The sequence below is a fragment of the Methylosinus sp. KRF6 genome, assembly GCF_018887255.1.
Taxonomy (GTDB): domain Bacteria; phylum Pseudomonadota; class Alphaproteobacteria; order Rhizobiales; family Beijerinckiaceae; genus Methylosinus; species Methylosinus sporium.
This window is the reverse complement of record NZ_JAHLJF010000001.1, coordinates 348,486-372,762: the sequence shown is the minus strand read 5'-3', so window position 1 is coordinate 372,762 and position 24,277 is coordinate 348,486. Positions and strand designations below refer to the sequence as shown.

Genomic DNA, 24,277 nt, shown 5'->3' with positions numbered 1-24,277 from the left:
GGATCTGTTTCATTCGAGCGCCTGCAAGCGCCCTTCGAGAGCGCCTCGGACGCCCTCGCGGTTTCGACGAGCGGCTTCGCTCCAATCCCGTCGCCGAAGCGTTCGTTCTTCCGCACGAGCTCGTGCGGGCGCACGCCGTTCTGCTCACGCGCCGTCGCATAGCCGATCGCGATTCGGCCTGGGCGTTGACGACCGAGGGCCTCGCCAGTCTACGTGGCGCAGGGAGATCGCATGATGCGGTGTCCGAGCCGACCACTGGTTCGGGCGCCATGGGCGAGGCGGCGGATCTGGAGCCGGATGACGAGGACGACGGGACGATCCTTACAGGAGAATTCGCCGAAATCGATGAATTGCTGGCGCGAACGTCACGCCCGATAGAGCGAATCCAGCCGGCTCCGCCGAAGCGGGACGACTCTGGTTTGGTCTACGACGAAGATTGGGACGATCAGGCCCGCTTCGCGGAGTGGCGCGAGTGTCTGAGCCGCACCCGGAACCTTCCGCCTTTGATGGCGGCGAGCATCGCGCTCGATGCTTGGGAGGAGATCGAGCCGTTACAGCGCAGCGCTTGGCTCGGCCCCTTGCTCGCCGCGGCCTTGCTCCGCTCCCGTGGAAAGACGCGGCAGTGTCTCACAGCGCTGCATTCGGGATTTCGACACGCCAGATATCGTCGAGTTGGACGAGATGATTTCGAATCACGATTGGTCGCGTTCGCCTGTGCGATCGAAACGATGGCGAAGGCGGACGCGAAGGAGCTCGACAGATTGACGCTCGCGCGCGAGCTCCTGCTCAGAAAATGCGAAGGCCGAAGAACGAATTCGAGGATGTCGCAGCTCGTAGATTTATGTCTCGCTTCGCCGGTCGTCACCGTCCCTCTTGCCGCCAAGGAGCTTCGAGTCTCTCAACAAGCCGCCACCACGATGATCGACGAACTCTCGTCGAACCTTCGCGAGTTGACCGGACGCGGGCGATACAGGGCGTGGGCAGCTTCCGCAACCATTCGACGGCTTCGTCGAACACGCCAACGAGAGACGTCGCTCGTTTTCGCGAGCGGCGATCTTGGTCGAGGCGCTATCGAACCCGGCGAGTGGCGGATTGACGTGGGCAAAGCCTTCTTGAATTTGGTAGGAAAAAAGGGGTATGGCGGCATGACAGTCAGCGTCAGTTCGCCGATCTTGGCGTGAAGCGCCTTCAAATCGACCGCCGCTTCCTTCGCTCCGTTTTTTCCTGACCGAAAACGCCCGCCGCGCCTTCGAGAAGCTGGCCCTTTCAGGTCGTGATCTGGTTCGGATGAACGTCGAACTGCTGCGCGAGTTCACTGAGCGTCTTCTCGCCCTCGATCGCAGCCAAAGCCACTTTCGCTTCAAACGCCGGGGAATGCGTCCGGCGGCTCTTCTTCGTCATCGAATGCTCCTGATTCGCAGCGAGAATCCTCGCCGCTGTCAGGCAGAAAATCCACTCGAGCGCTGTCCGAATTTCCGAGGCCGGCTCCGAGCGTGTGCGGCGACGTCACATCGATAGGTGGGGTAAGTCTCTCGGCGTCGCATTCGGTCTGCTTGGCTGCTTATAGGGGCTGGGCGAAAAGCCGAACGCCGCGAGATTGCGTCCCGCGGCGATGCAGATCGGATGCAATGTCGGCAATAGGCAGCGCGTTCGCTGAAACATCGAGACAGCGCGCAACGCCGAGAGCGGGAGCGTCAAGAAATTCTTGATGAAGATCAGTGAGCGACCGAGAAGGCTCGGATAGCGTTTGCAGTCGATCTGATAGTTGATTGCGCCAATGGCGAGGCCACGGCGCAAGATCCAGCCGGCCTCCATGCGCTGCGCCGGAACGCTCTCGGTCACGATCGCATCGTTGCTCCAATAGGTGGTGAATCCCTTCGAGCGGCATCGCTGGAAGAAATCCATGTCGCCGCCGCCGAGAAAATTGAATCGGAGGTCGAAGTAAGGGGCGTCGAAGGACTCGAACACATGGCGTCGGATCAGACAATTTCCCGAGCCGAGAAGCGAGGGAATGAAACGGGAGAAAGACAGGCCGGGATCGAACACCGGATGAAGCGTGGCCGCGCGATCGGGAGCGGTCTCGAAGAAGCGAACAACCGGCCCCCCGACGATGTCGGCGCCGCTCTGTCGCGCCCCGCCGGTCATCTCCAGAAGCCATAACGGGCTCGCGATCTCGTCATCGTCGATCATGAGAATGAATTCGGCGCTCGGGAAACTATCGAGAGCCGTCTCGAAGGCGCGATTGATCGCCCGGCAATTTCCCCGTTGTGGCTCGACGACACATATTCCTCGAAGCGCCCCCGATTTCAAAAAGGCATCTGCGACGGTCTTGCCCTCGCGACATTCGTCGTCGTTTTCGACGATCACGACCGCGAAATTCACGCCCTCGACTTGATGAGCGAGCGAGGCGAGCGTCTTTTCGAGATGGATCGGGCGACGAAATGTCGGAACGCAGACGACTGCCGCGACATTCGATTCGGTCTGAGAACCCGACACTGTCTTTTCTCCTGTGCTCCCGTCGAAAGCAAGCGGGCGTCCAATGGGGGACGCGCTCTAAATTCCCGCTGCGGCTCCGACCAATCGAAGCACGACCTTCGGCGCGTGCGACGGAAGCGCCATGATCGCTCGCGTCGCTTGACGAATTGCTCGCAGATAGGCGCCGGAGCGGAATGTCTGGCAAGCGAGATAGGTGCGCAGATGCGCTTCTGATCTGCGGCGCAGACGGGCCAGTCGACGGGAGTCGAAGCGTCCGCAAATCAGCGGATCCACGAAAACGCGCTCCAATGCTGTCTCATATCGGCGATAGTCGATCGACGAGTCCATCATCGTGCCGCAACGGTGAACGCGATAATCGAGCACATGGGCGTTCGGTCGCCAGACGATCCGTCCGGTTGCCGCCAATCGGCAGAAGGCGTGCCAATCTTCGCAGTGACGAAGCGTCTCGTCGAAGCCGCCGATACTGTGAAAAATGTCGATGCGGATCAGCATCACGCCGCCATTGACCAGGAAGTTTCCAGCGAGAAGCCGTCCGAGAACGTCTCCGCTGGGTTTGCGCATGCCGCGGATGAATCGTCGGCGTCCGATGAACGCTCCGTTCTCGTCGATCCGATCGTAGTCGCCGTAGACCGCGACGCAATCGTCATCGACGCCGGCGAGCAGCTCGGACACCGCGCCCGAGCGCAAGCGATCGTCGGCGTCGAGGAAAACGACCCAGGATGCGGCGGCGTGCGAGCAGCCTCTCGACACGACTTCGTCAAGACCCGAATTGCGCGCGGCGGAAACGCCTTGCCGAGTATTCTCGATCAAAACGATGCGCGGATCGCTCATGGTGCGGACGACTTCGACCGTGCCGTCGGTGGAGCCGTCGTCGACCACGACGATCAGCCCCACCTCGGCTTGGACACAGGCGCTCTCGACCGCTTCTGTGATGAAGCGCGCGCCGTTCTTGACTGGAATGACTACGCTGACGCTCATTCACATCACCTTCCAAACTCGTTCCAGCTGAACCCGAACCTGTATCAAAAAGAACCGTTTCGGCCGGATGCCGGTCGGAAGCAGCAACCACTAGACCAATTTCTGCGTGTTCTGGCGTTCGAGCCGGACGAAGTCTGCTTTGGCGCGGTTTTCCTCAGGTCGGCCGCTGCTGGATCGAATTTTGCTGCGATGGCCATCCGAAGCCACGTTCTTCTCAAAGAGAGATTGCTTCTTCATGAAGTGGAACAGACGCAACGTCCTGACCTCCTGCCTCGGAGCCGCTGCATTCGCGGCGACGCCCGCAGCTGCGAATGCGGCGACGTCCTCGTCGAGGAAAGCGCAGCGGCGAGTGCCCTATGGCGCGGCGCTCGGACTGGCCGATCTCGATTCCGATCCACGCCTCGGGGCGGCGATCGCCGAGCTGTGCAGTTTGATCGTGCCCGTCGACGAGTTGAAATGGAGCAGGTTGCGGCCGAACGCCTCGACCTTCGCTTTCGAGCGCGCCGATTCGCTGATGTCGTTCGCGCAGCGCAACGGGCTCTCCATGCGCGGTCATACGCTCGTCTGGTATGCTTCGATGCCGGAGTGGACGAAGGCGATCGACACGCCGGCGAAAGCGGAGCGCGCGCTCGTCGAGCATATCGAAACGGTCGTCTCCCGTTACCGCGGGCGCATCCGTTCGTGGGACGTGGTCAACGAAGCGATTCCAGACATCGCGCGCCGTCCGACGGATCGTCGCCCATCGCTCTGGTTCGAACTGCTCGGCGATCGTCACTTCGCGCTCGCGTTTCGGACGGCGGCCGCCGCCGATCCTCAGGCGCAGCTGGCGCTCAACGAATATGACGTCGAATTCGGCGACGAGCATTTTCCGGCGAAGCGGGCGGCGTTCCGCAATCTCGTCTTCCGCCTCTTGGACGCCGGCGCGCCGCTCCATGCGGTGGGCCTGCAATGTCATTTGCGCGGGGCGAAGGCGATCGATCGCGACGGTCTCGGGCGCTTCGTCGGCGAACTCCATGCGGCGGGAGTAAAGGTGCTGATCACGGAGCTCGATGTCCTCGACAACGAGCTGCCGCCGTCTCCCCTCGAGCGAGACCAGATCGTCGCCCGCCAAGTCGGCGATCTTCTCGCTACGGTGACTGCGGCCGGCCCGCTCGACGCCGTGCTCACCTGGGGCATTTCGGATCGCTACAGCTGGATTCCTTATATGTTCCCGCGCCGCGACGGTCTGCCCAACCGGCCGCTTCCGCTCGATCGCGACTTCGGACGCAAGCCGTTCATGCAGACGATCGACCGCTTCACCGGCAGGACGGCGTAACCGCGCGCGCCGATCCGATCTGACGTAGATCATTCTCGAAAAGGCCTGTCATGACCGTTCGATCAGCTCTGCAAATCAATATGCATCCGCTCGACGCCCGCCATGTGGCGCACACGCTCGGACACGAGCTCGAGATCTGGGGCGGCCAGGTGGAGCGCGTCACGCTGACCATCGACACGAAGCGCAGCCGCACCGGCCGTTACCGCGGCGCGAGCTATGACGAGAACTGTAAGCAGCTTTTCGATCATATCGAGACATTCGCGGCGCGTTTTTCCAATCTCGAGATCGTGGAGGTCGACTATTCTCCCGCCGCGCGCGAGGCCGTGCGGCGGCGCTATTTCGGCTCCAGCGCGGACGTGCCGGAAAAAGCCTATGATGGCGGGCCGTTGCACGCCTATTTCTACGGACTGCTCCGCGCGGACGCCGATTATGTCGTGCATATGGACAGTGACATGCTATTCGGCGGGGGAAGCCGAGCCTGGCTCGACGAAGCCATCGGCTGGCTCGAGCGGACGCCCGACGCGCTCTTCGCCAGTCCGCTGCCGGGCCCGCCGACGGTCGACGGTTCGCTCGCCGATCTGCATCGCTATTTTCCCGGAAGCGAGGCGCTGCCGAGGCCGACACGCCTCGCCGCCGATTATCCTGCTTATGGTTTCCATAGCGTGAGCACGCGCATTTTCGTTCTCGACCAGCGACGCTTCGATGCGCGCGTCGGCGCGCTCGAGATCGTGCGGCCGAACGCGAAGCGTCGGCTTCGAGCGCGGATCTACCGCCAATCGCCACTGTCCCTGCCGGCAGAGGAGCTCTTTACCGCGGCCATGAGGCGCCACGGACTGCGCCGCATCGACTTTCTCGGATCGGGAAAGGGCATGTATTCACTGCATCCGCCCTATCGTTCAGAAGCCTTCTATCGAGAGCTGCCGAACCTCATCGCCCGCATCGTCGCCGGCGATATTCCGGATGCGCAGAGGGGGGATTACGACGTCAATTCGAGCATGATCGATTGGAGCGACGCGCTCCGGGAGAAAACGAGAGCGCGGCGTCTCTATCGCGCGATCCGCGATCTGGTTCGCTCCTGAGTCCGCGGAGGAGTCGGCCGTGTCGTATTGGCACAGGCGATCGGCCGTAACCGATCCGCTTTCGGCCGATCGCCGCTGATAGCGCGTGTTTTCTCCTCAATTCTGGTTTTGGCACGCGAGTTGCGCGGCTCGCGTTACCGAATACGAGATGTCTGCGGCTAGGATTCGTCGGCGCTTACGCGCGAGGTTCATCCGGCAGGAGCCCGGTTCACGCGACGAGGCGCTGGAAAAGCGCATAATCTGGAGAGATCGAGCCGAAAATGCTGTTTCGCCACACCTCGCACTATCTGACTGCGAGCGCCGTCTCGGGGATCTTTGGCTTTCTGAGCGCCGTCGCCTTCACGCGCCTGCTCGATCCCGCCGAATATGGCGTCTATGTGGTCGGCGTCAGCGTCGGCGGCTTCGTTTCCGCGGTGCTGTTCACCTGGGTGCGCTATTCGGCCATGCGCTTTCAGTCCGAGGGGGATGGCGTCGACGTCCGCGCGACCTCGTTGGCCGCGTATGGTCTCTCGGCGGCCGTGGCGCCCGTGGCGGTCGCCGGCGTTGCCTATTTTTCCGGGCTGTCCCCGGCGCGCGCAGCCTGCGCGCTGGTGTTTTCGCTGGGCCTCAGCCTGTTCGAGCTCGGACAGGAGTTGCTGAAGTCGCGGCTGCAGACGAGAGCCTATGTCCTCTCCTCGATATTGCGTTCGGTCGCAGCCTTCGGGCTCTGCCTCGTCGTGGCCGGGCTCGGCGGCGGCGGCGTTGGTCAGCTGGCGATGGCCGCCGCGGCCTATTTCGTGGCGATCGCCTATTCGACGCCAGCGATCTGGATGCGGCCGATCGCGCCGATCGATCTCTCGAAGCTGAAGACCTTCCTTCGTCTCGGAGCTCCGATCACGATTTCCGGCTTCGTCTTTACGTTCCACAGCTCGCTCGACCGGCTGTTCGTCGCGTGGTCGCTAGGCGATAGCGCCGCCGGACTCTATGGCGCCTCGGCGGATCTCATCCGCCAGATCATCCTCATCCCCTCCAGCGCCGTCGCGGCGGCGGCCATCCCTCTCGCGGTGCGCGCGCTCTCCGAGGGAGACGAGGACGCTGCGCGTCTTCACCTCGAGGAATCCGGGGAACTGCTGCTCGCTATTTTGCTGCCCGTGTCGATAGGCGCGGCGTTGACCAGCCCTCATCTCGCTTCGTTTCTGCTCGGCCCGGCCTTTCGCGAGACCGCCGCGACGATCATGCCGATCCTGGCCTTCGCCTGGCTGTTCTCGTCGATCTCGAATTCCTACGTCCACATCAGCTTTCACCTCGCCAAGCGTCCGGAACTGACGATCGCTCACGGGGCGGCGACGCTCGCTGTCAACGTCTGCTCCCTTTGGCCGCTGACCGAGGCCTTCGGACTGCCCGGCGCGGCGATTTCTCTCGTGCTGGCGGAGGGCGTCGGGTTATTCGTCGCCTTCGCGATGACGCGCCATGCGCATCCGATGCCGTTGCTCGCCCGCCCGCTGCTGCGGGTCGTCTCCGCCAGTGCGATCATGACGCTGGCGGTGCTCGCGGTCGAGACATTGCTATCCGGTCGAAGCGGCGTGTCATTCACTGTGCTGGCAGTGAGCGGGGCCCTCGCCTATGGCATTGCCGCTCTGGCGCTCGACATAGCCGGAGCCAGGTCGCTCGCCCTGGGCGCGCTGAGCGGACCGCGCCTCAATCTGCTGCGGGCGCGATAAGGCGGCACGAGCACAGATCCCCGCATAGGCGCTAAAATGAGCGAGCCATTTTCTGATAGCGACGTCTTTGAGGCGGCCACGGAGATGTCGCGGCTGCGTTGGCGTGAAACGGCCGATTTACGCGCGGATTAAAATCGGCCGATCAATCAGCCCTCGCTCCGCCCCTTTGATCGACAACCCCTCTGCGGTGATCGCAGCTTCGACAAGCTTGCCTGCGGACGCGAGCGTATCGATTTCATTGAGCCGCGATTCGAGCAAGGCCGTTCGCTCGGTACGCCAGTCGTCGAAGCGATCCGTGACCGCAAGTCAATTCGCCTTCCTGTCGCCGAGCGACAAAGGCCGCGGCAAAAGGAAATCGCCGAAGGCGCGGAATGCGCGGCTGCGCTGAGAATAGCCGTTTCCTTTGCGATGGCCCTATAACGCGCGCGATGAATCCGTCGCTCGCGATCTGGCCCGACGCCGAGGCTTTGAACAAATTGCAGGCGCTCGACGATCCTGACGAGGTTCTTTCGGGCCGGCGCCTCAGGCCAATCACGCAACCAGGCGAGCGGCGTGCGATCTCTGCCGTCGCTGACAGCGATCAATGCCTCCAATTCGGAGATCGTCCGCTGCTCAATTCCCTCGACGAGATTCTTGTGGGTTTGCTTTCGAGCGCGCGCGAGCCGCCAGATATCTCAATGCCTTAATATCTACGCAACTCCATCGGCAAGATACCAGTAAACCTCCGTCAGCGCCTTAGCGTAGGATTTTGGGAAGATTCTGCGATGACCCCTTTCGGCTGCCGCAGCGACGCGTTTCGATCCGGTCGGCGAAAGAGAAAAAGGCATCGTCTATCACTCAAGCGATGTTTGAGATAATTTGATAAATGTCTTGATTCGCACAGGATTAAAATGGGATTTTCGTTTCCCGCCTCGGTCTCATTCGAGCGCCTGCAAGCGCCTTTCGAGAGCGCGTCGGACGCCCTCGCGCGTTTCGACGAGCGGCTTCGCTCCAGTCCCGTCGCCGAAGCCTTCGTTCTTCGCGCGCATTTCCACGACGCCTGCGCAGCCTTGTGGCGCGCGGGCGAATTCGTGCAGCTCGAAGACCTCGTGCTTCATGACGCCGGAATGGACGTGCGCACGCCGACGCACGAGCTCGTGCGGGCGCACGCCGTTCTGCTCACGCGCCGTCGCATAGCCGATCGCGATTCGGCCTGGGCGTTGACGACCGAGGGCCTCGCCAGTCTACGTGGCGCAGGGAGATCGCATGATGCGGTGTCCGAGCCGACCACTGGTTCGGGCGCCATGGGCGAGGCGGCGGATCTGGAGCCGGATGACGAGGACGACGGGACGATCCTTACAGGAGAATTCGCCGAAATCGATGAATTGCTGGCGCGAACGTCACGCCCGATAGAGCGAATCCAGCCGGCTCCGCCGAAGCGGGACGACTCTGGTTTGGTCTACGACGAAGATTGGGACGATCAGGCCCGCTTCGCGGAGTGGCGCGAGTGTCTGAGCCGCACCCGGAACCTTCCGCCTTTGATGGCGGCGAGCATCGCGCTCGATGCTTGGGAGGAGATCGAGCCGTTACAGCGCAGCGCTTGGCTCGGCCCCTTGCTCGCCGCGGCCTTGCTCCGCTCCCGTGGAAAGACGCGGCAGTGTCTCACAGCGCTGCATTCGGGATTTCGACACGCCAGATATCGTCGAGTTGGACGAGATGATTTCGAATCACGATTGGTCGCGTTCGCCTGTGCGATCGAAACGATGGCGAAGGCGGACGCGAAGGAGCTCGACAGATTGACGCTCGCGCGCGAGCTCCTGCTCAGAAAATGCGAAGGCCGAAGAACGAATTCGAGGATGTCGCAGCTCGTAGATTTATGTCTCGCTTCGCCGGTCGTCACCGTCCCTCTTGCCGCCAAGGAGCTTCGAGTCTCTCAACAAGCCGCCACCACGATGATCGACGAACTCTCGTCGAACCTTCGCGAGTTGACCGGACGCGGGCGATACAGGGCGTGGGCTGTCATTTGATAGATGGAGCGCGACAGTCATTCGCGCCGATGGTGAGATCTTGCCGGGCGACGCCGGCGCCGACGACGGCGTGTCGCGCTCAAATGCTACTCGGCGTTGAATGCCCGCACATCTGCCGCGCATCGAGACCGTCGTCGATATCGAGGACAAGTCTTGCCCCTGCTGCAAAGGCGCGCTCCACCGGATCGGCGAGGATGTCTCCGAGCGTCTGGACATCGTGCCGGCGCAGTTCCGCGTGCTGGTGACGCGGCGTCCCAAATACGCCTGCCGCGCCTGCGAGGGCGCCGTCGTGCATGCCTGACGTTCTCACGAAGATCGTCGACGGCCTCGATGAACTCATGCCGTGAGCCTACGCCGCGCCCATCCCCTTCAAAGTCGTGGCCTGAAAACAGCGCTTACGAAAATGCCTGGCAGTTTCTGCGCGAAAACTGGCTGTCCAACCGCGTCTTCAAATCCTACGACGATATCGTCGATCACTGTTGCGCCGCTTGGAACAAGCTCATCGACCAGTCGTGGCGCATCATGTCCATCGGGTTGTGCGATTGGGCCCATGGGTTTTGATCAGTGAGGATTGGTATTATACACGATGCGCCATTTTGCGACGCTGCCGCGTCATGAAATGGGCGTCATGCGAGAGGCTGTGGCGGAACCATTGGAGCAATGGGCGGACCGAAAGCCAGATCGAGAGATCGGCGACGTGGTGCCGGTCCTGGAATCGGCTCCTTCGCGCTCGCATAGAGCGTTTCCAGCCGAAGTGGACTCCGGTTCGGCTGGAAACGCGTCAAAACGAAGACTCTAGAGAACGGCGATCTCGAGCTTCGGCGAGCGTGAAAGAAAGCCGATCGCCGGCCGGCTCAAGCGTCGAAGACGAGATCGAGATTGGCTTCGAACAAATCGCCGATGTCGAGAGGATGGGCGCGATCGAGAAGGCCGTTATGAATGATCGCGAACCAGATCGGCGCGATGAGCAGATGGGGATAATCCTCGAGCTCCGGGCGGCGCAGTTCCCCCCCTGCGCGCGCGGCGACAGCCAAAGCGTGGATCTGTTTCAAGAGCGGCTCGAACATCACGCGTCGGTAGATCTCCGTCATTTCTGGAAATCTCGCGCCCTCGACGAGCATGAGACGGGCGATGGCGGCCCGTCCGTTGCGCTCGATCTCGCGTATCGATACGAGCATGGTGCGCCGCAAGAACGTCGACACCTTTTCGTCTGGTCGGCGATTGGCGGGATCGGCGTCGATCAGCGCGCCCGCGATCTTCTCCCGCACCATGGCTTCGAATAGCGCCTCCTTGGCCGGAAAATAGCGATAGGGCGTGCCTTTGGCCACGCCGGCGCGCCTCGCGACGCCGTCCATGGTCGTATCGGCGTAACCTTTCTCGAGAAACTCGCCGAGCGCCGCATCGACGATGACGCGGCGCGTCTGCGCGGTCTTTTCCGGGCTCGGCCCTCTGCCGGCCCGCCGCGCTTCCTCGCTCTTCGGTGTCTTGGTGGGACCATTCGTCATCTCGATCCTTTCGGCCGGATCACGGCTTGACATAAAATGACCTATTGGTCATTTATACGGAAGGCCGGGCCAGACGCAAGCCCTTCGCTGCGATCGCCGGTCTGCTCGAGGCGGCTTCGATGACATTTTTCGGATCGGGCCATTGGCTGTTCTCGATCAAGACATTCGCCGCCGCGATGATGGCGCTCGCGGCCAGCTTCTGGCTCGACCTTCCGCGCCCCTATTGGGCGCTGGCGTCGGTCTATATCGCGTCGCAGCCGCTCTCTGGCGCGACGAGATCCAAGGCGGCCTACCGCGCCGTGGGCACATTGCTCGGAGCGGCGGGCGCAGTTCTGATGGTTCCCAATCTCGTCGCCATGCCGTTCGCGCTCGCGCTCGCCATGGCGATCTGGTCGGGACTGTGCCTCTATCTCTCGCTGCTCGACCGCACGCCTCGCGGCTATGTGTTCCTGCTCGCTGGTTATACGGCGGCGATCGTCGGCTTTCCGGCCGTCGACGCGCCAGAGACGATCTTCGATCTCGCCTTGTCGCGAACCGAGGAGATTCTCATCGGCATCGCCTGCGCGACGCTCGTATCCAGTCTCGTCTTCCCGCGCTCCGTCGGCCCGGTCGTGGCCGAGCGGCTGGAGGCTTGGCTGCGCGACGCTCGCGCCGCCGCCGTCGCCGCGCTCGATCCAAAAAGCATCGCCTCGGTCGACGCGCATTGGATCGGTCTGGCGACCGAAATGGCGGAGATCGAAACATTGGCCACGCATCTCGCCTTCGACGCTGCGGTCGAGCGCCGATCGCTCGACCAGATGCGTCGCATCGTCCCGCGTATGCTGATGTTGTTTCCCGTTCTATCGACGATCTCCGACCGTCTCGCCGCGCTCGCGGATCTCGGCGGAGCTTCGCCGCGCGCTTCGTCTCTCGTCGGGCAAGCGCGCGTCGTGATCGTCGCGACCGCCTCGGAAGCTGCGGAGACGGACGAGGGCGCGCTGCGACGCGATCTCGAAACCGTGGCGGCGCCGCGCGAAGAGGCTCGATGGCGCGACCTCGTCGAGGCGAGCCTCTGCCGGCATGTCGCCGAATTGCTCGATATCTTGTCCGACTGCGACGAGCTGACGAAAGCGCTCGCGGAAGGACCTCATCGGCCGACGCTCTTGCGGTTCACGGTCGATTCGCGGATCGAGCGCATCCGCCATCTCGACCATGGCGCAGCGCTGCACGCGGCCTGCACGCTGGCCTGCGCGATTTTCGCCTGTTGCCTGATCTGGATCGGCGCTTCCTGGCCGGAAGGCTCTGTCGCCGCGATGATGGGAGCGATCGTCGGAAGCCTCTACGCCTCCCAGGACGATCCTGCTCCGTCGATCGCCGGCTTCATCGAATGGACGATCGTCGCGATGACGATCGCCGGCGTCTATCTTTTCGTCATTCTGCCACATATCCACAATTTCGAGACATTGGCGCTGGCGCTCGCTCCCGTCTACCTCGCCTTCGGTCTCCTCATAGCGTCGCCGCAGACTTTTCGTATCGGTCTGCCGCTCGTCATCGTCACACCGACGGCCATGGCCGTGCAGGAGCTCTATTCCGCCGACGCCGAGAGTTTCGTCAATTCGAGCCTCGCAATGTTCTCCGGCATGGCGCTGACGGCGATCGCGATCGCTCTGATTCGTTCGCCGGGCGCACGATGGCGCGCGCGCGGCTATAGGCGCGCGAACCGAGCCGCCTTCGTTCAGGCCGCCGACCCGTTGGCCGGCAACGACGAGCGCCTCGTCGGTCTGATGCTCGATCGCCTGTTTCTGCTCGCGCCCATCGCCCATGCGGTCGAAGGCGATTTGCCGGAGGCGCTGCGCGATCTGAGAACCGGCCTGAATATTCTCGATGCGCGCCGCGCGCGAAGCGTCCTTCGCGGCTCTCGCCGGAGACGGATCGATGTGCTGCTGAAGCAGCTTTCCCGATATTTCCACGCTGGAGCGCCGACGTCCTCTCGCGCTGCGTTGTCTGCGATCGATCGTGCGCTGGCGGCGGCGCGATGCGCGGGCGACGCGCGCCTGCTGCTCGCCCTGGTCGGCCTTCGCCGTTGTCTGTTCAGCGCCGAACCGCCGCCCGATTGGTCCTTGTCGGAGGCAAAGGTCGGATGAATGCGGAAATCGACATTTTCGGCGTGTTCGTATCGTCGCTGCTCGCCTTTGCGCTCACTGCCTTCATGCTGGAGATCGCGATCAAGCGAGCGCTCGAAGCGATCGGTTTCTACCGCTTCGTCTGGCATCCGGCGCTGTTCAATCTCGGCATGTTCGTCTGCCTGCTCGGCGTCTTCGTTCTGCTCTGACTCGTGGAATCGTTATGAGAATGAGATTGCTCGCCTTCCTGCGTATAGCGACGACTTCGACGCTCGCCGCGGGGGCGGTCATCGTCGCCTGGCGCGTCTGGGCGCATTACGAGCAGGAGCCCTGGACCAGAGACGCCCGCGTGCGCGCCGACGTCGTCGCTGTCGCCGCGGATGTTTCGGGACTCGTCAGCGACGTTCTCGTCAGCGACGATCAGTTCGTTCACAAAGGCGACGCACTGTTCCGAATCGATCGAGAGCGCTTCATTCTCGCCTTGCGGCAGGCCGAAGCGATCCTCGACGGACGTAAGGCCGCGCTCGACGCCGCGACGAAAGATCTCGCGCGCTATCGCGCTCTGGAGGCGACGAAGACGATCGCCGTCTCCAAGCAGCAGCTCGACGCTGCGATCTCCTCGCAGGCCCAGGCGTCGGCGGCGTTGCGACAGGCGGAGACCGATCGAGATATCGCGCGATTGAATCTCGAACGATCGGAAGTTCGCGCCTCGGTCAGCGGACCCTTGACGAATTTCGACTTGAGGCCCGGCGCCTATGTGACGGCCGGAAAAGGCGTCGCGGCGCTGATCGACGCCGCGAGCTGGCATGTCGACGGCTATTTCGAGGAGACAAAGCTGCCGATGATTCATGTCGGCGACCGCGTCACAATTCATTTGATGGGGGAAAAAGCGGCGATTTTCGGGCGCGTCGAGGGAATTGCCGGTGGTATCGAGGATCGTGAGCGGAGCACCGGAACGACGATGCTGCCCAATGTCAATCCGACATTCAGCTGGGTGCGGCTCGCTCAGCGCATTCCGGTGCGCATCGCGCTCGACTCGGCGGTCGGCGACGTCGCATTGATCGCGGGCCGCACGGCGACAGTGATCATCGGTGAAACGAGTCCGACGACGCCGTGATCATCGCCTCGCACAGGGGCAACACGCTAGCGCGGGCTCTGTCGCGAATTTTTCTCGCGGGTCGATTGGGGCGATGATCGCCGGATTGGGGCGGGCGGGATAGTGGGGATGATCGATTTCGAGGGCAGCCGTCTCGAATGTGACGTGATCCATTGGAACGTCCGCTGGTATGGCGTCGAGCACATCGAGCCGAGGCGCGGCGCGCTCATCTCAAAAAGCAGCTGCAATACTGAGCTTCAGCTGCACGAATCGCGCAGCAAAGGTGATACAGGGAGCTCGCGGGGGCAAAATTCATTTTCGGCGCGCCATGGGCGTCGAACTCATCGATCCAGCTGCCAGATATGGCGGGCTCTAGAAATCGAGCGCGCATGGCAGCAAAAAAATCGCTCGTGATCGGGCCGTCGAACCGCTCATATTTCGACCGCATTACATGGGCGGCCTTTGCCGCTTCCGCATAGAACCAAAGCCGAGTCGAGCGATCCACCGCTCCTCCGACAGTCGCGCGAGCAAAAATTCGACCGTCCACGCCGACGCCGGCGCGAAGCGCCGTCTCCCATAGACGCGCGACCGTCGCCGTCTGATCGACGTGTCGAAGCTCGTCATTTTGCTCGAGCAACCATATCCATTCGAAATGATGACCCGGTTCGAATGGAAAATTCGGACCCTCGAGAGGCCCCCAATCAGCGTCGAAAAACTCCACGACAACGGAACTTTCGGCTTGAACCAATCGCCTGAAGAAAAGATCGCGCATCGCCTCGGCTCGTTCGAGATAGACAGAGTTTCTCGTCGCATCGAATAGCGAGAGCAACGCCTCGAACAAATGCATATGCGAGTTCTGCCGGCGTGGACTATCGCCCGCCGGCAGGGACTCGACATAGCCGCCATGCTCGGAACTCATCTCGCGATCCAGAAAGCTCAGAGTCGCATCAGCGAGTGCGATATAGGCGTAATCTCGCGTGGCCTCGAACGCCTTCGCGAGCCCGAGTAGGATGAACGCATGCGTATAGAGATCTCGACGGCTATCGAGCACGGCTCCATCGCGCCCCACGGAAAAAACCCAGCCGCGAGCGCCATCGGCTTCATAATAGCGTTCGATCATCGACGTCCCTGCGCGTGCTACGAGCTCTGCTCCGTCCCCGAACCAGCCCGATCGATGCGCGACGCTGTAACTATAGATCTGACGCGCTTGAACCATGGCTCGTCTGGGCGCATCGAGCAATGGCTCGCCTCGGAGCGAGAGGCGTTCGACGAATGAATGCGTGCGGTCATCCCATCCGTTCGAGGCCCACAGCGGAAGCGCTTTGTCTTTCAGCCACGGGAGAAGCGAGTCCTGCTTTTCGGTTCCGATCATATCGTTTCCTTCTGCGGTTCGAGATCGAAGCCCACGGCGTCGCGCACCGCCGAGTCCTCGGCATACGCCGACGGAATCGCATGGGGATATCGGCGCATTGTGAGTGGCGCCGCCGCGGCAGAATCATTGGGCGCGTCGCGAACCGAAATCGTACGAGCCGCATCCGTCGACGGTTCGTCAGCACATGCGCGTGCGACTGCGAAGAGCTACCACATGCTCGAGCTCTGATCGGGTCGACGCATAGAGATCGCCGCCCTGGAACAATATTCCGCGAATTCCTGCGCGTCTCGCGGCTTCCATGTCGCTCGCTTTGTCGCCGATGAGCAAACTCGAATTCATGTCGATCGGCCACTCGGTCAACGCTCGTCGAATCATGCCGGGGTTCGGCTTCCGATCGGGATGATCTGGATGTCGCCATTCGGCGACGGCTGCGTCCGGGTGGTATGGACAGAAATAGAATGCGTCGATGTGGGCGCCTGCTGCAGCGAGCTGCGTGGACATTTCCGCGTGAAAGCGATCGATATCCGCCGCGCAAAAAAGGCCGTGCGCAACTCCCGCCTGATTGCTGACGACAATGGCCAAAGCTCCAGCCTCGTTGACCAATCGGATTGTCTCGACGGCTCCTCGAGTCCACTCGAGAGCATCGACGCGATGGCAATATCCTGCATCGTGATTGAGCACGCCGTCACGGTCGAAGAAAACCGCGGGCCGGCGCCTGTTTGCGAGATCTAGCCGCGCTTTGCGGAGCGACTCCGGAGTTCCGATGTCGATAAAATAGCCGTCGAACACTTCCCCGAGAATCGTGCGGACGGCGGCGAGCCGAGGATAGACATCGAGCTCCATCGAGCAAGGCGTCTCCTCGACAAAGGTCGACATCTCTCGCCGAAACACGCCCACTCCGGCATTAATGAATGCTGGCTCCCGACCGCTTTCTTTTTCCCGAAAGGCGACGACATATCCGTCCTGCAATCTCACGCTGCCGTAACGCGTCGAGTCCGACTCCCGTCGCAGAGCGAGCACTCCGAGAACGTCCGGCCTAGTCTCCAGACAAGCCGAGAGCCGACGAAGATTGATGTCGAATAGCGTATCGCCATTCGCCAGCAAAAACGTCGAATCGAGCAACGACGCCGCGTTTCTCAACGCCCCTGCCGTTCCCGCCGGCCCGCTTTCGACGACGACGCGCAATGACGCTCCACGAATGGAACGTCCGCAATATCGCTCGCGAATTTTTTCATGCAAGTGCCCGGCGAGCAGAAGAATGTCATCGAAGCCATGGCGAATGATCTCGAGCAGCAATGCGTCGAGGAACACCATGTCGCCGCCGATCGCCATGAGCGGCTTAGGAGTGGAGGATGCGAGCGCGCCGAGCCTCGTTCCTTTGCCGCCGACCAATATCACGGCCTGTCTCGTCATCATCGGCTTATCACCTTCTCGGATCGGCGTCGGTTGTCGAAGGGCTCCCTTGCTTCATCTGCGGATCGGATACGAACTGTCTCGCTTGCAAAATCGCGCCCAGGCCGCTTTCGAGAGCTCTTTCCAGGCGCCGGCGAATACATCGTTGGAAGGAAGGCCGATCGCCCCGGCCCAGTGGGCGAGATAAATTTCTTTCCCTTCGGGATCGAGCGGCTTGCCGTTCGAGAAGGTGATCCCAGGGGCCTTGTAGTAGTTCTCATGGGAAGCGTTCTCGACGCAATGCGGCAGAAGCGCGGTCTTCAGGCCTCGCTTATGCACCACGAAATTCATCAGCGGTTGCGCGAACAATTGGCCTCGCTTGCGAACCTCGTGAAAAATGTCGACATCGGCTCGAATCGTCTCGAGGACATCGGAAAGATCCAGAAAGCGGCTCGACGTAACCCAGAAGCCATCGTTGAACAGCAGCGCGTCGTCCAAGAACGCATGTTTTTTACGGTTCTCGTTGTAGACATAATCGAAGCTCGGCGATGCGACGATGAATTCTCTTTTTCCGCTTTCGAGCCGACCGAAGACGGGCCTCAGATCACGAAAGAGAATCACGTCGATATCGACATACGCGACTTCGTCGAGCGCGAGCGCGAGCGCCTGCAGCTTGCGAAGCCGACGCCTGTGAGAATTGAATATTCCAGGATAGAGTTCGTGCGAGAGCCGGTCGACTTCGACCGGCTCGCTTTCGACCATTGTCGCTCCATAGACCTCGGCCGCCTGTCTGGTCAGGGAGATGTTGTCGTCATAGGGGATGAGATAGAGCGGCAGCGAGGCATTCGTGTCGCGATAGCTTTCCAGAAAGGGAAGCAGCCATTCGATCACCTTGTCATTGGCGACGATCGCGACTCCATAACGACGATCGCGAGCAGCCGATGGAGCGAACCCTGTTCCCGTCATCTAATCTCCTATATTCGTGCGATCGACCGCATCGACTGGCTCGCGCCCTGGTCGGAGTTATGCTCGTGCGGGTCGGCAGGGCCCTCGCGCCCCCGAGTATCGCCTATAGCGCGACGAACATGATCTATAGTTCGAACTGGAACGGAAGCATAACGTCGAGCATGTGGCAAAACAACGGCATTTCTTCGGAAAAGGCGATGTGTTGTTCCACGATAAAATGTCAATTTCAAATCGAATTTGACATTGTTCAGAAATACCTCTCCTCTGCAAAACCGCTAGATGGACGTGGGCTGTTCCGAGAAAGGCGTCTTGAACGGCATGTCGCATTTCGGACGAGTGAAAAATTCCGGTTCGTTTCCGTCTGGCCGCCGCTATCGGCTCGATGGGAAAACAGTCGCGATCGTTCATCCGGCCTGGTCCTCCTGCGGAACCTATCGCGTGATCGTCAGTCAGGCTATGGCGTATCGAGCCCTCGGCGCGCGCGTCGTGTCGATAGCCGTGATGGATGCGCCGACCGCCGACGCGCCTCGAGGCGAGAGATGGCGCCGGTACATTGCCGAAAGCGGCGATTTGCCCGTCGATAAGCAATATCTGTCTGGACCTCCGGCGTATAGCTGGACGAGCTTTTCATTGCTCAAAGACGGGTGGTGGCCATTGATCCATGGCGACCAGGCGTCGTGGCTCGTCGAGCTCTGCAAGCGGACTCCCTTGCCGAATGGCGTCGGCGGCGAAAGTATCGATCTCGTCCATGCCAATCACTTTTTCACGCTCCCTTTGGTGCGCCGCCTGCTTCGAAGTCGTCGTGCGCCGGTGATCTTGGAGACGCATGACGTTCAAGCGTCGCAATTCATGTTGCGCAATCGAGACGGATTCTTCCTGCCTCCGCTCGTCCGCTTCCGCGATCTTCTCGCGATCGAGCTCGAGTGGATGGAAAAGGCGGATTATTGCGTACATCTCAATCGTGATGAGCACGAGACCTTCGCGCGCCTGCTTCCGCGAAAGGGCCACGCGCTCATTTATCCAGCGATCCCGGCGGCGCGTCCGTCACGCGGAGGCGATAGGATTCTGACAGTCGCCAGCGGGCACTTCCCGAACTTTCTCGGAATCAAGTGGCTGCTGGAGGAGGTGCTCCCGCTCGCGCCTTGCGTTCCGATCGACATCGTCGGGGACGTCGACGTAGCGGTGCAGACCCGTGACAGGTCGCTTTTCGACGCTCATCGAGAGCTATTTCGAGGGCGGGTTCCACAGATAGAGTCCGCATACGAGCGGGCCGCTTGCGTGCTGCTCCCCACCTTAGAGGGATATGGGCTGTCGATCAGGACAGCGGAAGCGCTCTCCAGCGGCGCTCCCATCATTGCGACGCCGCTCGCCTTTCGGGGCATGGACGTCGGTGCGCAAATGCTCCGTAATGTCACGCTCGCCGCGGACGCCCCCAGCTTTGCGGCGGCCTTGCGCGCCGCTCATGCGCGCATAGAGGACGGCGTCGACATTCCGGACAGCTCCGCGAGCGACACGCGCCGATTCTTCGACACCGTATTCGGCTTCGACGCCTACGTCGACGCGCTCTCGGAGATCTCTGCAAAGATGTTGACGGCATGAACGAACCTATTCTCCGAGGCCACGAGGGGCCAGCGGCGCTTCTCGGCAAAGAAGTCGCCATCGTGCATCCCGCTTGGCATTCTTGCGGAAGCTATCAGTCAATTCTCGGTCAGCTCGAGGCGTATCGCTCGATGGGCGCGCATGTGTCGATGGTCGCGGTCAGCACCGATCCAGGCTTCATTCCCGAAAGGTCTTGGATTTGGCGGTCCTACATCGAATCGACGCCCGAGCTCGACGGCGAGGCGCGCTTTTATGCCGGCGCACCGTTGAGCGCTCTTCTGTTTCCGAGCTTTCTTCGCGACGCCGTTTGGCCATATGCGCACGGAGATCAAGCAATTATCCGATTGGCTCTCGCGGCGCGATCGCGGCTTTCGGGGCTCCTCGTCGGGAAATCGTTCGATGTCATTCACTGCAATCACTTTTTTCTCATGCCTGTCGCCGAACGTCTCGCGATGGGGCGCTCGCCAATTCTTCTCGACAGCCACGATCTGCAAGCGCGCCAGTTCATGCTGATGAACAGAAGAATTCCCTGGCTGCGCCCGCATACGACATACGAGTCGATGCTGGCGGTCGAGCTCGAGAGCATGCGAGGAGCGGATCTGCTCTTGCATGTGAACATCGAGGAGCATGACATATTTTCGGATCTTTTGCCGGAAAAGCGTCACGCCTTGCTTTATCCGGCGGGACCGGAGGCGCCTAGCGGTCCAGGCGGCGAGGACATCGTCATCATCGCGAGCAACAACACGGCCAATGTCGAAAGCGTGGTCTGGTTCTTGAGGGAGGTCGCGCCGAAAGCGCCGGATATCGATATCAGAATTGTCGGCAATATCGACCTCGGAGTGCGCTCGCGCGCGCCCGACGAATATAGGCGCTATCGCGACTGGTTCGTCGGGCGGGTGGATGACGCGCGACGCGTTTATGAGAACGCGCGACTCGTTTTGCTGCCGATGGTCAAAGGCTTTGGCCTATCGATCAAGACTCTGGAGGCCATGGCGAGTGGGTTGCCGATGATCGCGACATCTGCGGCGCTGCGTGGGATGAAAGAAGACGTCATGAATCTGGGCGACGTGACGGTCGCAGATGACTCGGAGTCGTTCGCGAACGCGCTGAGGCGAAAAGCTCGGGAGCCTCGTCGGACGGAGGCGCAGAGACGAACGAGCGGGGTGAGAGCGTATTTCGACGCTAATTTCTCGCAAGCGGTCTATCACCGCAATCTCGAGGCATTAGTCGCGCCGCTTCTCGAAAGCGGAGATCGGCAATGACGCCGTTCCACAGTCGGTCGGACGCCGCAGTGCGTGGAATGCGAAACGCGGAACTCGCGGCAGGGGCGACGATTCGCTCCCGTGCGCCTCTGCGCCTGGGCTTTGGCGGCGGCGGCACCGATCTTTCGCCATTTTGCGATTGGCAAGGCGGCGCGGTATTGAACTGCACCATCGATCGCTACGCATATTGCTACGTGACCGCACGAGATGATATGAAGCTGGTGCTGGATGCTCGTGACAGAGGCGTTGTCGAGAGCCACGCTTTCGGAGCGCCGATCGAGAGCGCGCGGGGCCTACGGCTGCATCGAGGAATTTATAATCGGTTTCTGCAGGACGGGTTCTTGTCGCGATCTCGCGGCCTCACGATCGTGACGACTACTGATGCGCTCGCGGGATCAGGGTTGGGAACGTCGTCGGCGCTGGTTGTCGCCATTTGCGAAGCGTTGCGGGAATATACGGAAGCGCCTTTCGGTCGGTATGAGCTGGCGCATTTGGCGTTCGAAATCGAGCGTCGGCAGCTTCGCTTGGCCGGCGGCAAGCAGGATCAATATTCCGCGGCGTTCGGAGGCGTCAATTTCATCGAATTTCTCGAGCAGGATCGAGTGATCGTCAATCCGCTCCGCGTGCATAGGAATATATTGTTGGAGCTCGAGTCTTCGCTCGTCATTTGCTTTACTGGTCTGTCTCGGGAATCGGACGCGATCATCCAAGCGCAGATCAGCCGATTGAACTCGAAGGACGAGGAGGTTATCGCCGCCATGATATCCTTGAAGGAGGCGGCTTTCGAAATGAAAGCCGCACTGCTCGCAGGAGATCTGTTCACTTTCGGGGACATGCTCAATCGGTCGTGGCGCTCTAAGAAGAGCACGGCTGCGACCATTTCCAATGATCGCGTCGAAGGGCTCTTGCAGGTCGGGCTCGCGGCCGGCGCCTATGCTTGTAAAGCGTCGGGAGCCGGCGGCGGCGGCTTCCTCATGTTCATGACAGAGCCGGAGAGAAAATCTGCGGTGATGCGTGCGCTGAACTCTGCGGGCGGCGAGGCGACGCCGGTACGATTGACCGGAGATGGCGTGGAGGTCTGGACGCGGCCTTGATGTCAGAAGCGACAGCTTGCAATTGAAGATATGACGATCCAGACACATCGTGATCCTGCTGAACAGGCGTTTATCCGGAGAGACGCTCGTGTGTCGTGGACCGCGCGAAGGCGCTGGACGGGAATACGATTCGCGCGATGAGTCCGTTGGGCTCTCGCTGGAGCAGCTCGAGCGCTCCTTGATGGGCTTCGACGATTTCCTTGACGATGGAGAGACCGAGGCCGACGCTTCCCGATCGGGACGAGCGCGAGGGATCCAATCGAACGAAAGGCTGGATGACGTCCTCGATTCGATTCTCTGGCACGCCGGGGCCGTCGTCGGCCACGTCGACGACGACGCGGCCCCGCTCGATCGAAGCGGAAACAATGACCCGGCTGCCGAAATGAAGACCGTTGTCGATCAGATTCGTCACTGCGCGCTGGATCGCGTTCGGCCGACAAAAGAATGGAATTCCTTCGCGACCTTCATATCGGATATTCGCTCCGGTTTCTTCGAATTCGTCGCAGAGAGTCGAAAGGAGCGCGCCGAGATCGAGCCACTCTTTTTCCTCCTCGTGGAAGGCGCCGCTGAGAAAGGAGACTGCCGATGCCACCATCGAATGCATCAGATCGATGTCGCGCAGCAGCTTGGCTCTGACATTCTCCCCATGTCCGGCCTGAAGCTGCAGCCGCATGCGTGTGAGAGGCGTTCGGAGGTCGTGGCTCACCGCCGCGAGCACGCGCGTGCGTTCGCGCAGAGAGCGCGTGATGCGCTCCTGCATGAGATTGAAGGCCCGCGCCACACGTCTTATCTCGAGCGGCCCTTCCTCGTCGATCGGCTCCATGACGATGTCGCGGCCGAAGGCGTCCGTCTTGTGGGCGAGTCGACGCAAGGGGCCGGTCACACGCCACACCGCCCAGGCGGACATTGCCGCGACGGCCACGCAGAGGAACGAAAGAGCGCTCATGAGGGGAAGGGTCAATCTGACAAAGCGATCGGCTTTCGCATTGCCGGTCCGAATCTCCAGCGCGCGTCCCTCGAAAGGCAGCAGAGCTTGAATATCTGTCGCCGCATCGACGGAGCCGCAGGATCGAACCGTGACCGCCGGAAGGGCGTCGCCGAATTTCGATAGCAGAGCCGATTGAAGCTTCTGCGCGTCTTGGTCGAACCCAGCGCAGGCCCGGGGCGCTTGTGTCAGCTCGACGGAAAAATCGTGTCGCCGGACGCCTGCGGCGATCGCGGCGCGCGCCTCGTCCGGTGCGCTGCGCATCGTCTCGACGAGCGTAGCGATGCGATAGGCGCTCGGCCAGGGCCATGGCGGCGGAGGAGGAGGAGTGGGATCGAAGATCGAAAGGAGAAGGATGAAGAGAAAAAAGGTCGTTGCGGAGGATATTGCGATGATCGAAACGATCTGGCCGAGCGTCGTCGCCAAGAACCTCGGCATCATTCTGCCGAGACCTCGGGCTGAAAGGCGTAGCCATCCGTGCGAATGGTGCGGATGAGCTCAGCCAGCGGATCCTCGCCCGCCAGCTTCCGCCTCAGACGGCTCACCAGAAGGTCGACGGATCGCGGCGCTATGGCGAAGCCCTCGCCGCGTGAGAGATTGATCAGCTCTTCTCGCGAAAGGACGCGGCGGGCGTTCTTGCAGAACACCAGCAGCAGATCGGCCTCGGCGCCGGTGAGCGGCACGCGCAGTCCCGTGGGCGAGCGCAGGAAGCGACGCTGGGGATAGAAAGCAAAGCCTGAAAAACGCAGCACTGGCTCCGTGTCGACAGCGCGAGGGTGTCCGGCGCTCAGCGCGGGCCGTCGCAGCACGGCGCGAATGCGCGCCAGCAGCTCGCGAAGATCGAAGGGCTTGCTGACATAATCGTCTGCGCCGAGCTCGAGGCCGACGACTTTGTCCACCGGCTCGGTGAGCGCCGTCAGCATGATGATACGCGGGCCCTCCGACAAGCGCAAGATGCGGCAGAACTCGAACCCGTCCGCGCCGGGCAGCATGACGTCGAGGAGAACCAGATCGACATCGCAACGCGCCAGAATTGGCTTCGCCTTCTCCGCGCTCGCGCAGGCGGACGCGATGAAGCCCTTCTCTTCGAGAAAGGCGGTCAACAGATCGCGAATGTCGAGGTCGTCCTCGACGATGAGGATGTGGCTTTTGTTCAACGGTTCTTCGCACTCCTGGAACCGAGCGTCCTCGACGAGCCGCCAAATCGGGGATAGGCGCAATTTTGTCGAACGGCAATGCTCCAGCATATGTCGATTATGACACATTGCGTGAATATAATAAAATAACAATAGTTTAGTTGAGAACTGCCGCGGTCTGGCCTCTAAATGCC

General features: G+C 61.5%; 23 protein-coding genes and 3 pseudogenes. 14 read left to right on the top strand and 12 right to left on the bottom strand.

Annotated elements, in window-relative coordinates:
* Positions 1-122: 122 nt before the first annotated feature.
* Positions 123-1,181, top strand: a complete 1,059-nt coding sequence (locus KP010_RS01750) for an RHE_PE00001 family protein (protein ID WP_371824179.1) — start codon at positions 123-125, stop codon at positions 1,179-1,181.
* Here the strand turns inward: KP010_RS01750 and KP010_RS01745 are convergent.
* The 3 genes and pseudogenes from KP010_RS01745 to KP010_RS01735 all read right to left on the bottom strand — a co-directional run.
* Positions 1,154-1,401: pseudogene (locus tag KP010_RS01745) on the bottom strand (transposase); the annotation flags it as partial. The gene KP010_RS01750 and the pseudogene KP010_RS01745 overlap by 28 nt on opposite strands.
* 105 nt (positions 1,402-1,506) lie before the next feature.
* Positions 1,507-2,496: a glycosyltransferase family 2 protein gene (locus KP010_RS01740; protein ID WP_142861681.1), complete on the bottom strand. Its 990-nt coding sequence runs from the start codon at positions 2,494-2,496 to the stop codon at positions 1,507-1,509.
* Positions 2,497-2,553: 57 nt separating this feature from the next.
* On the bottom strand, positions 2,554-3,474 hold the full coding sequence (locus tag KP010_RS01735) for a glycosyltransferase (RefSeq protein WP_142861682.1): 921 nt from the start codon (positions 3,472-3,474) through the stop codon (positions 2,554-2,556).
* Positions 3,475-3,709: 235 nt separating this feature from the next.
* Here KP010_RS01735 and KP010_RS01730 point away from each other — a divergent pair, with 235 nt between their 5' ends.
* The 3 genes from KP010_RS01730 (at position 3,710) to KP010_RS01720 (ending at position 7,568) form a co-directional block, all read left to right on the top strand.
* Positions 3,710-4,789: an endo-1,4-beta-xylanase gene (locus KP010_RS01730; RefSeq protein ID WP_142861683.1), complete on the top strand. Its 1,080-nt coding sequence runs from the start codon at positions 3,710-3,712 to the stop codon at positions 4,787-4,789.
* Positions 4,790-4,839: 50 nt separating this feature from the next.
* Complete coding sequence (locus KP010_RS01725) at positions 4,840-5,868, top strand: glycosyltransferase family 2 protein (RefSeq protein ID WP_142861684.1); 1,029 nt, start codon at positions 4,840-4,842, stop codon at positions 5,866-5,868.
* A 260-nt stretch (positions 5,869-6,128) separates the two neighbouring features.
* Positions 6,129-7,568, top strand: a complete 1,440-nt coding sequence (locus KP010_RS01720) for a lipopolysaccharide biosynthesis protein (protein ID WP_142861685.1) — start codon at positions 6,129-6,131, stop codon at positions 7,566-7,568.
* 117 nt (positions 7,569-7,685) lie between these two features.
* On the opposite strand, the gene KP010_RS01715 is transcribed toward KP010_RS01720, so the two are convergent.
* Entirely contained in the window at positions 7,686-7,826 is a 141-nt protein-coding gene (locus KP010_RS01715; protein ID WP_185966387.1) for a hypothetical protein, read from the bottom strand.
* 170 nt (positions 7,827-7,996) lie between these two features.
* Between KP010_RS01715 and KP010_RS01710 the strand changes: the two genes are divergently transcribed.
* From KP010_RS01710 to KP010_RS22565, 4 genes and pseudogenes are all read left to right on the top strand, one after another.
* A complete protein-coding gene (locus KP010_RS01710) occupies positions 7,997-8,254 on the top strand; it encodes a hypothetical protein (protein WP_142861686.1) in 258 nt (85 codons plus the stop codon).
* Positions 8,255-8,458: 204 nt separating this feature from the next.
* Complete coding sequence (locus tag KP010_RS01705; protein WP_216280322.1) at positions 8,459-9,574, top strand: RHE_PE00001 family protein; 1,116 nt, start codon at positions 8,459-8,461, stop codon at positions 9,572-9,574.
* A gap of 100 nt (positions 9,575-9,674) precedes the next feature.
* Positions 9,675-9,872 (top strand): annotated as a pseudogene (locus KP010_RS01700) (IS66 family transposase zinc-finger binding domain-containing protein); the annotation flags it as partial.
* Between the two features lie 62 nt (positions 9,873-9,934).
* A pseudogene (locus KP010_RS22565) lies at positions 9,935-10,135 on the top strand (IS630 family transposase); the annotation flags it as partial.
* A gap of 293 nt (positions 10,136-10,428) precedes the next feature.
* Here the strand turns inward: KP010_RS22565 and KP010_RS01695 are convergent.
* Entirely contained in the window at positions 10,429-11,079 is a 651-nt protein-coding gene (locus KP010_RS01695) for a TetR/AcrR family transcriptional regulator (protein WP_246659698.1), read from the bottom strand.
* Positions 11,080-11,198: 119 nt separating this feature from the next.
* Between KP010_RS01695 and KP010_RS01690 the strand changes: the two genes are divergently transcribed.
* From KP010_RS01690 to KP010_RS01680, 3 genes are read left to right on the top strand one after another with little or no spacing between them, the layout of a single operon-like run.
* On the top strand, positions 11,199-13,202 hold the full coding sequence (locus KP010_RS01690; RefSeq protein WP_142861689.1) for an FUSC family protein: 2,004 nt from the start codon (positions 11,199-11,201) through the stop codon (positions 13,200-13,202).
* Positions 13,199-13,390, top strand: coding sequence for a DUF1656 domain-containing protein (locus tag KP010_RS01685; protein ID WP_142861690.1), 192 nt, complete (start codon positions 13,199-13,201; stop codon positions 13,388-13,390). The genes KP010_RS01690 and KP010_RS01685 overlap by 4 nt, the downstream gene beginning before the upstream one ends.
* A 14-nt stretch (positions 13,391-13,404) precedes the next feature.
* The gene (locus KP010_RS01680) at positions 13,405-14,298 is read left to right on the top strand and encodes an HlyD family secretion protein (protein ID WP_142861691.1); all 894 of its coding nucleotides are present in this window, start codon (positions 13,405-13,407) and stop codon (positions 14,296-14,298) included.
* A 205-nt stretch (positions 14,299-14,503) separates the two neighbouring features.
* Here the strand turns inward: KP010_RS01680 and KP010_RS01675 are convergent, their stop codons facing one another.
* The 4 genes from KP010_RS01675 to KP010_RS23180 form a co-directional block, all read right to left on the bottom strand.
* A complete protein-coding gene (locus KP010_RS01675; RefSeq protein WP_142861692.1) occupies positions 14,504-15,649 on the bottom strand; it encodes an AGE family epimerase/isomerase in 1,146 nt (381 codons plus the stop codon).
* A gap of 177 nt (positions 15,650-15,826) precedes the next feature.
* Positions 15,827-17,065 (bottom strand): HAD-IIIA family hydrolase, encoded by a 1,239-nt coding sequence (locus KP010_RS01670; RefSeq protein WP_142861693.1) that lies wholly within the window; start codon positions 17,063-17,065, stop codon positions 15,827-15,829.
* Between the two features lie 51 nt (positions 17,066-17,116).
* Positions 17,117-18,007, bottom strand: coding sequence for a hypothetical protein (locus KP010_RS01665; RefSeq protein ID WP_142861694.1), 891 nt, complete (start codon positions 18,005-18,007; stop codon positions 17,117-17,119).
* 627 nt (positions 18,008-18,634) lie between these two features.
* Positions 18,635-18,979 (bottom strand): hypothetical protein, encoded by a 345-nt coding sequence (locus KP010_RS23180; protein WP_371824245.1) that lies wholly within the window; start codon positions 18,977-18,979, stop codon positions 18,635-18,637.
* Here KP010_RS23180 and KP010_RS23175 point away from each other — a divergent pair.
* Complete coding sequence (locus KP010_RS23175; RefSeq protein WP_343219782.1) at positions 18,935-19,606, top strand: glycosyltransferase family 4 protein; 672 nt, start codon at positions 18,935-18,937, stop codon at positions 19,604-19,606. The genes KP010_RS23180 and KP010_RS23175 overlap by 45 nt on opposite strands.
* A gap of 98 nt (positions 19,607-19,704) precedes the next feature.
* Here the strand turns inward: KP010_RS23175 and KP010_RS22560 are convergent, their stop codons facing one another.
* Positions 19,705-20,235 carry a hypothetical protein gene (locus KP010_RS22560; protein WP_253203947.1) on the bottom strand — a complete coding sequence of 177 codons (531 nt, stop codon included), beginning with the start codon at positions 20,233-20,235 and terminating at the stop codon, positions 19,705-19,707.
* Between KP010_RS22560 and KP010_RS22555 the strand changes: the two genes are divergently transcribed.
* Entirely contained in the window at positions 20,218-20,868 is a 651-nt protein-coding gene (locus KP010_RS22555; RefSeq protein WP_371824178.1) for a glycosyltransferase family 4 protein, read from the top strand. The two genes, KP010_RS22560 and KP010_RS22555, sit on opposite strands and share 18 nt — an antisense overlap.
* Positions 20,865-21,962, top strand: a complete 1,098-nt coding sequence (locus KP010_RS01650) for a GHMP kinase (protein WP_210244269.1) — start codon at positions 20,865-20,867, stop codon at positions 21,960-21,962. The genes KP010_RS22555 and KP010_RS01650 overlap by 4 nt, the downstream gene beginning before the upstream one ends.
* 70 nt (positions 21,963-22,032) lie before the next feature.
* Here the strand turns inward: KP010_RS01650 and KP010_RS01645 are convergent, their stop codons facing one another.
* Both KP010_RS01645 and KP010_RS01640 read right to left on the bottom strand, forming a co-directional pair.
* A complete protein-coding gene (locus KP010_RS01645) occupies positions 22,033-23,388 on the bottom strand; it encodes an ATP-binding protein (RefSeq protein WP_142861695.1) in 1,356 nt (451 codons plus the stop codon).
* Positions 23,385-24,104: a response regulator transcription factor gene (locus KP010_RS01640; protein WP_142861696.1), complete on the bottom strand. Its 720-nt coding sequence runs from the start codon at positions 24,102-24,104 to the stop codon at positions 23,385-23,387. The genes KP010_RS01645 and KP010_RS01640 overlap by 4 nt, the downstream gene beginning before the upstream one ends.
* Between the last annotated feature and the right edge of the window lie 173 nt (positions 24,105-24,277).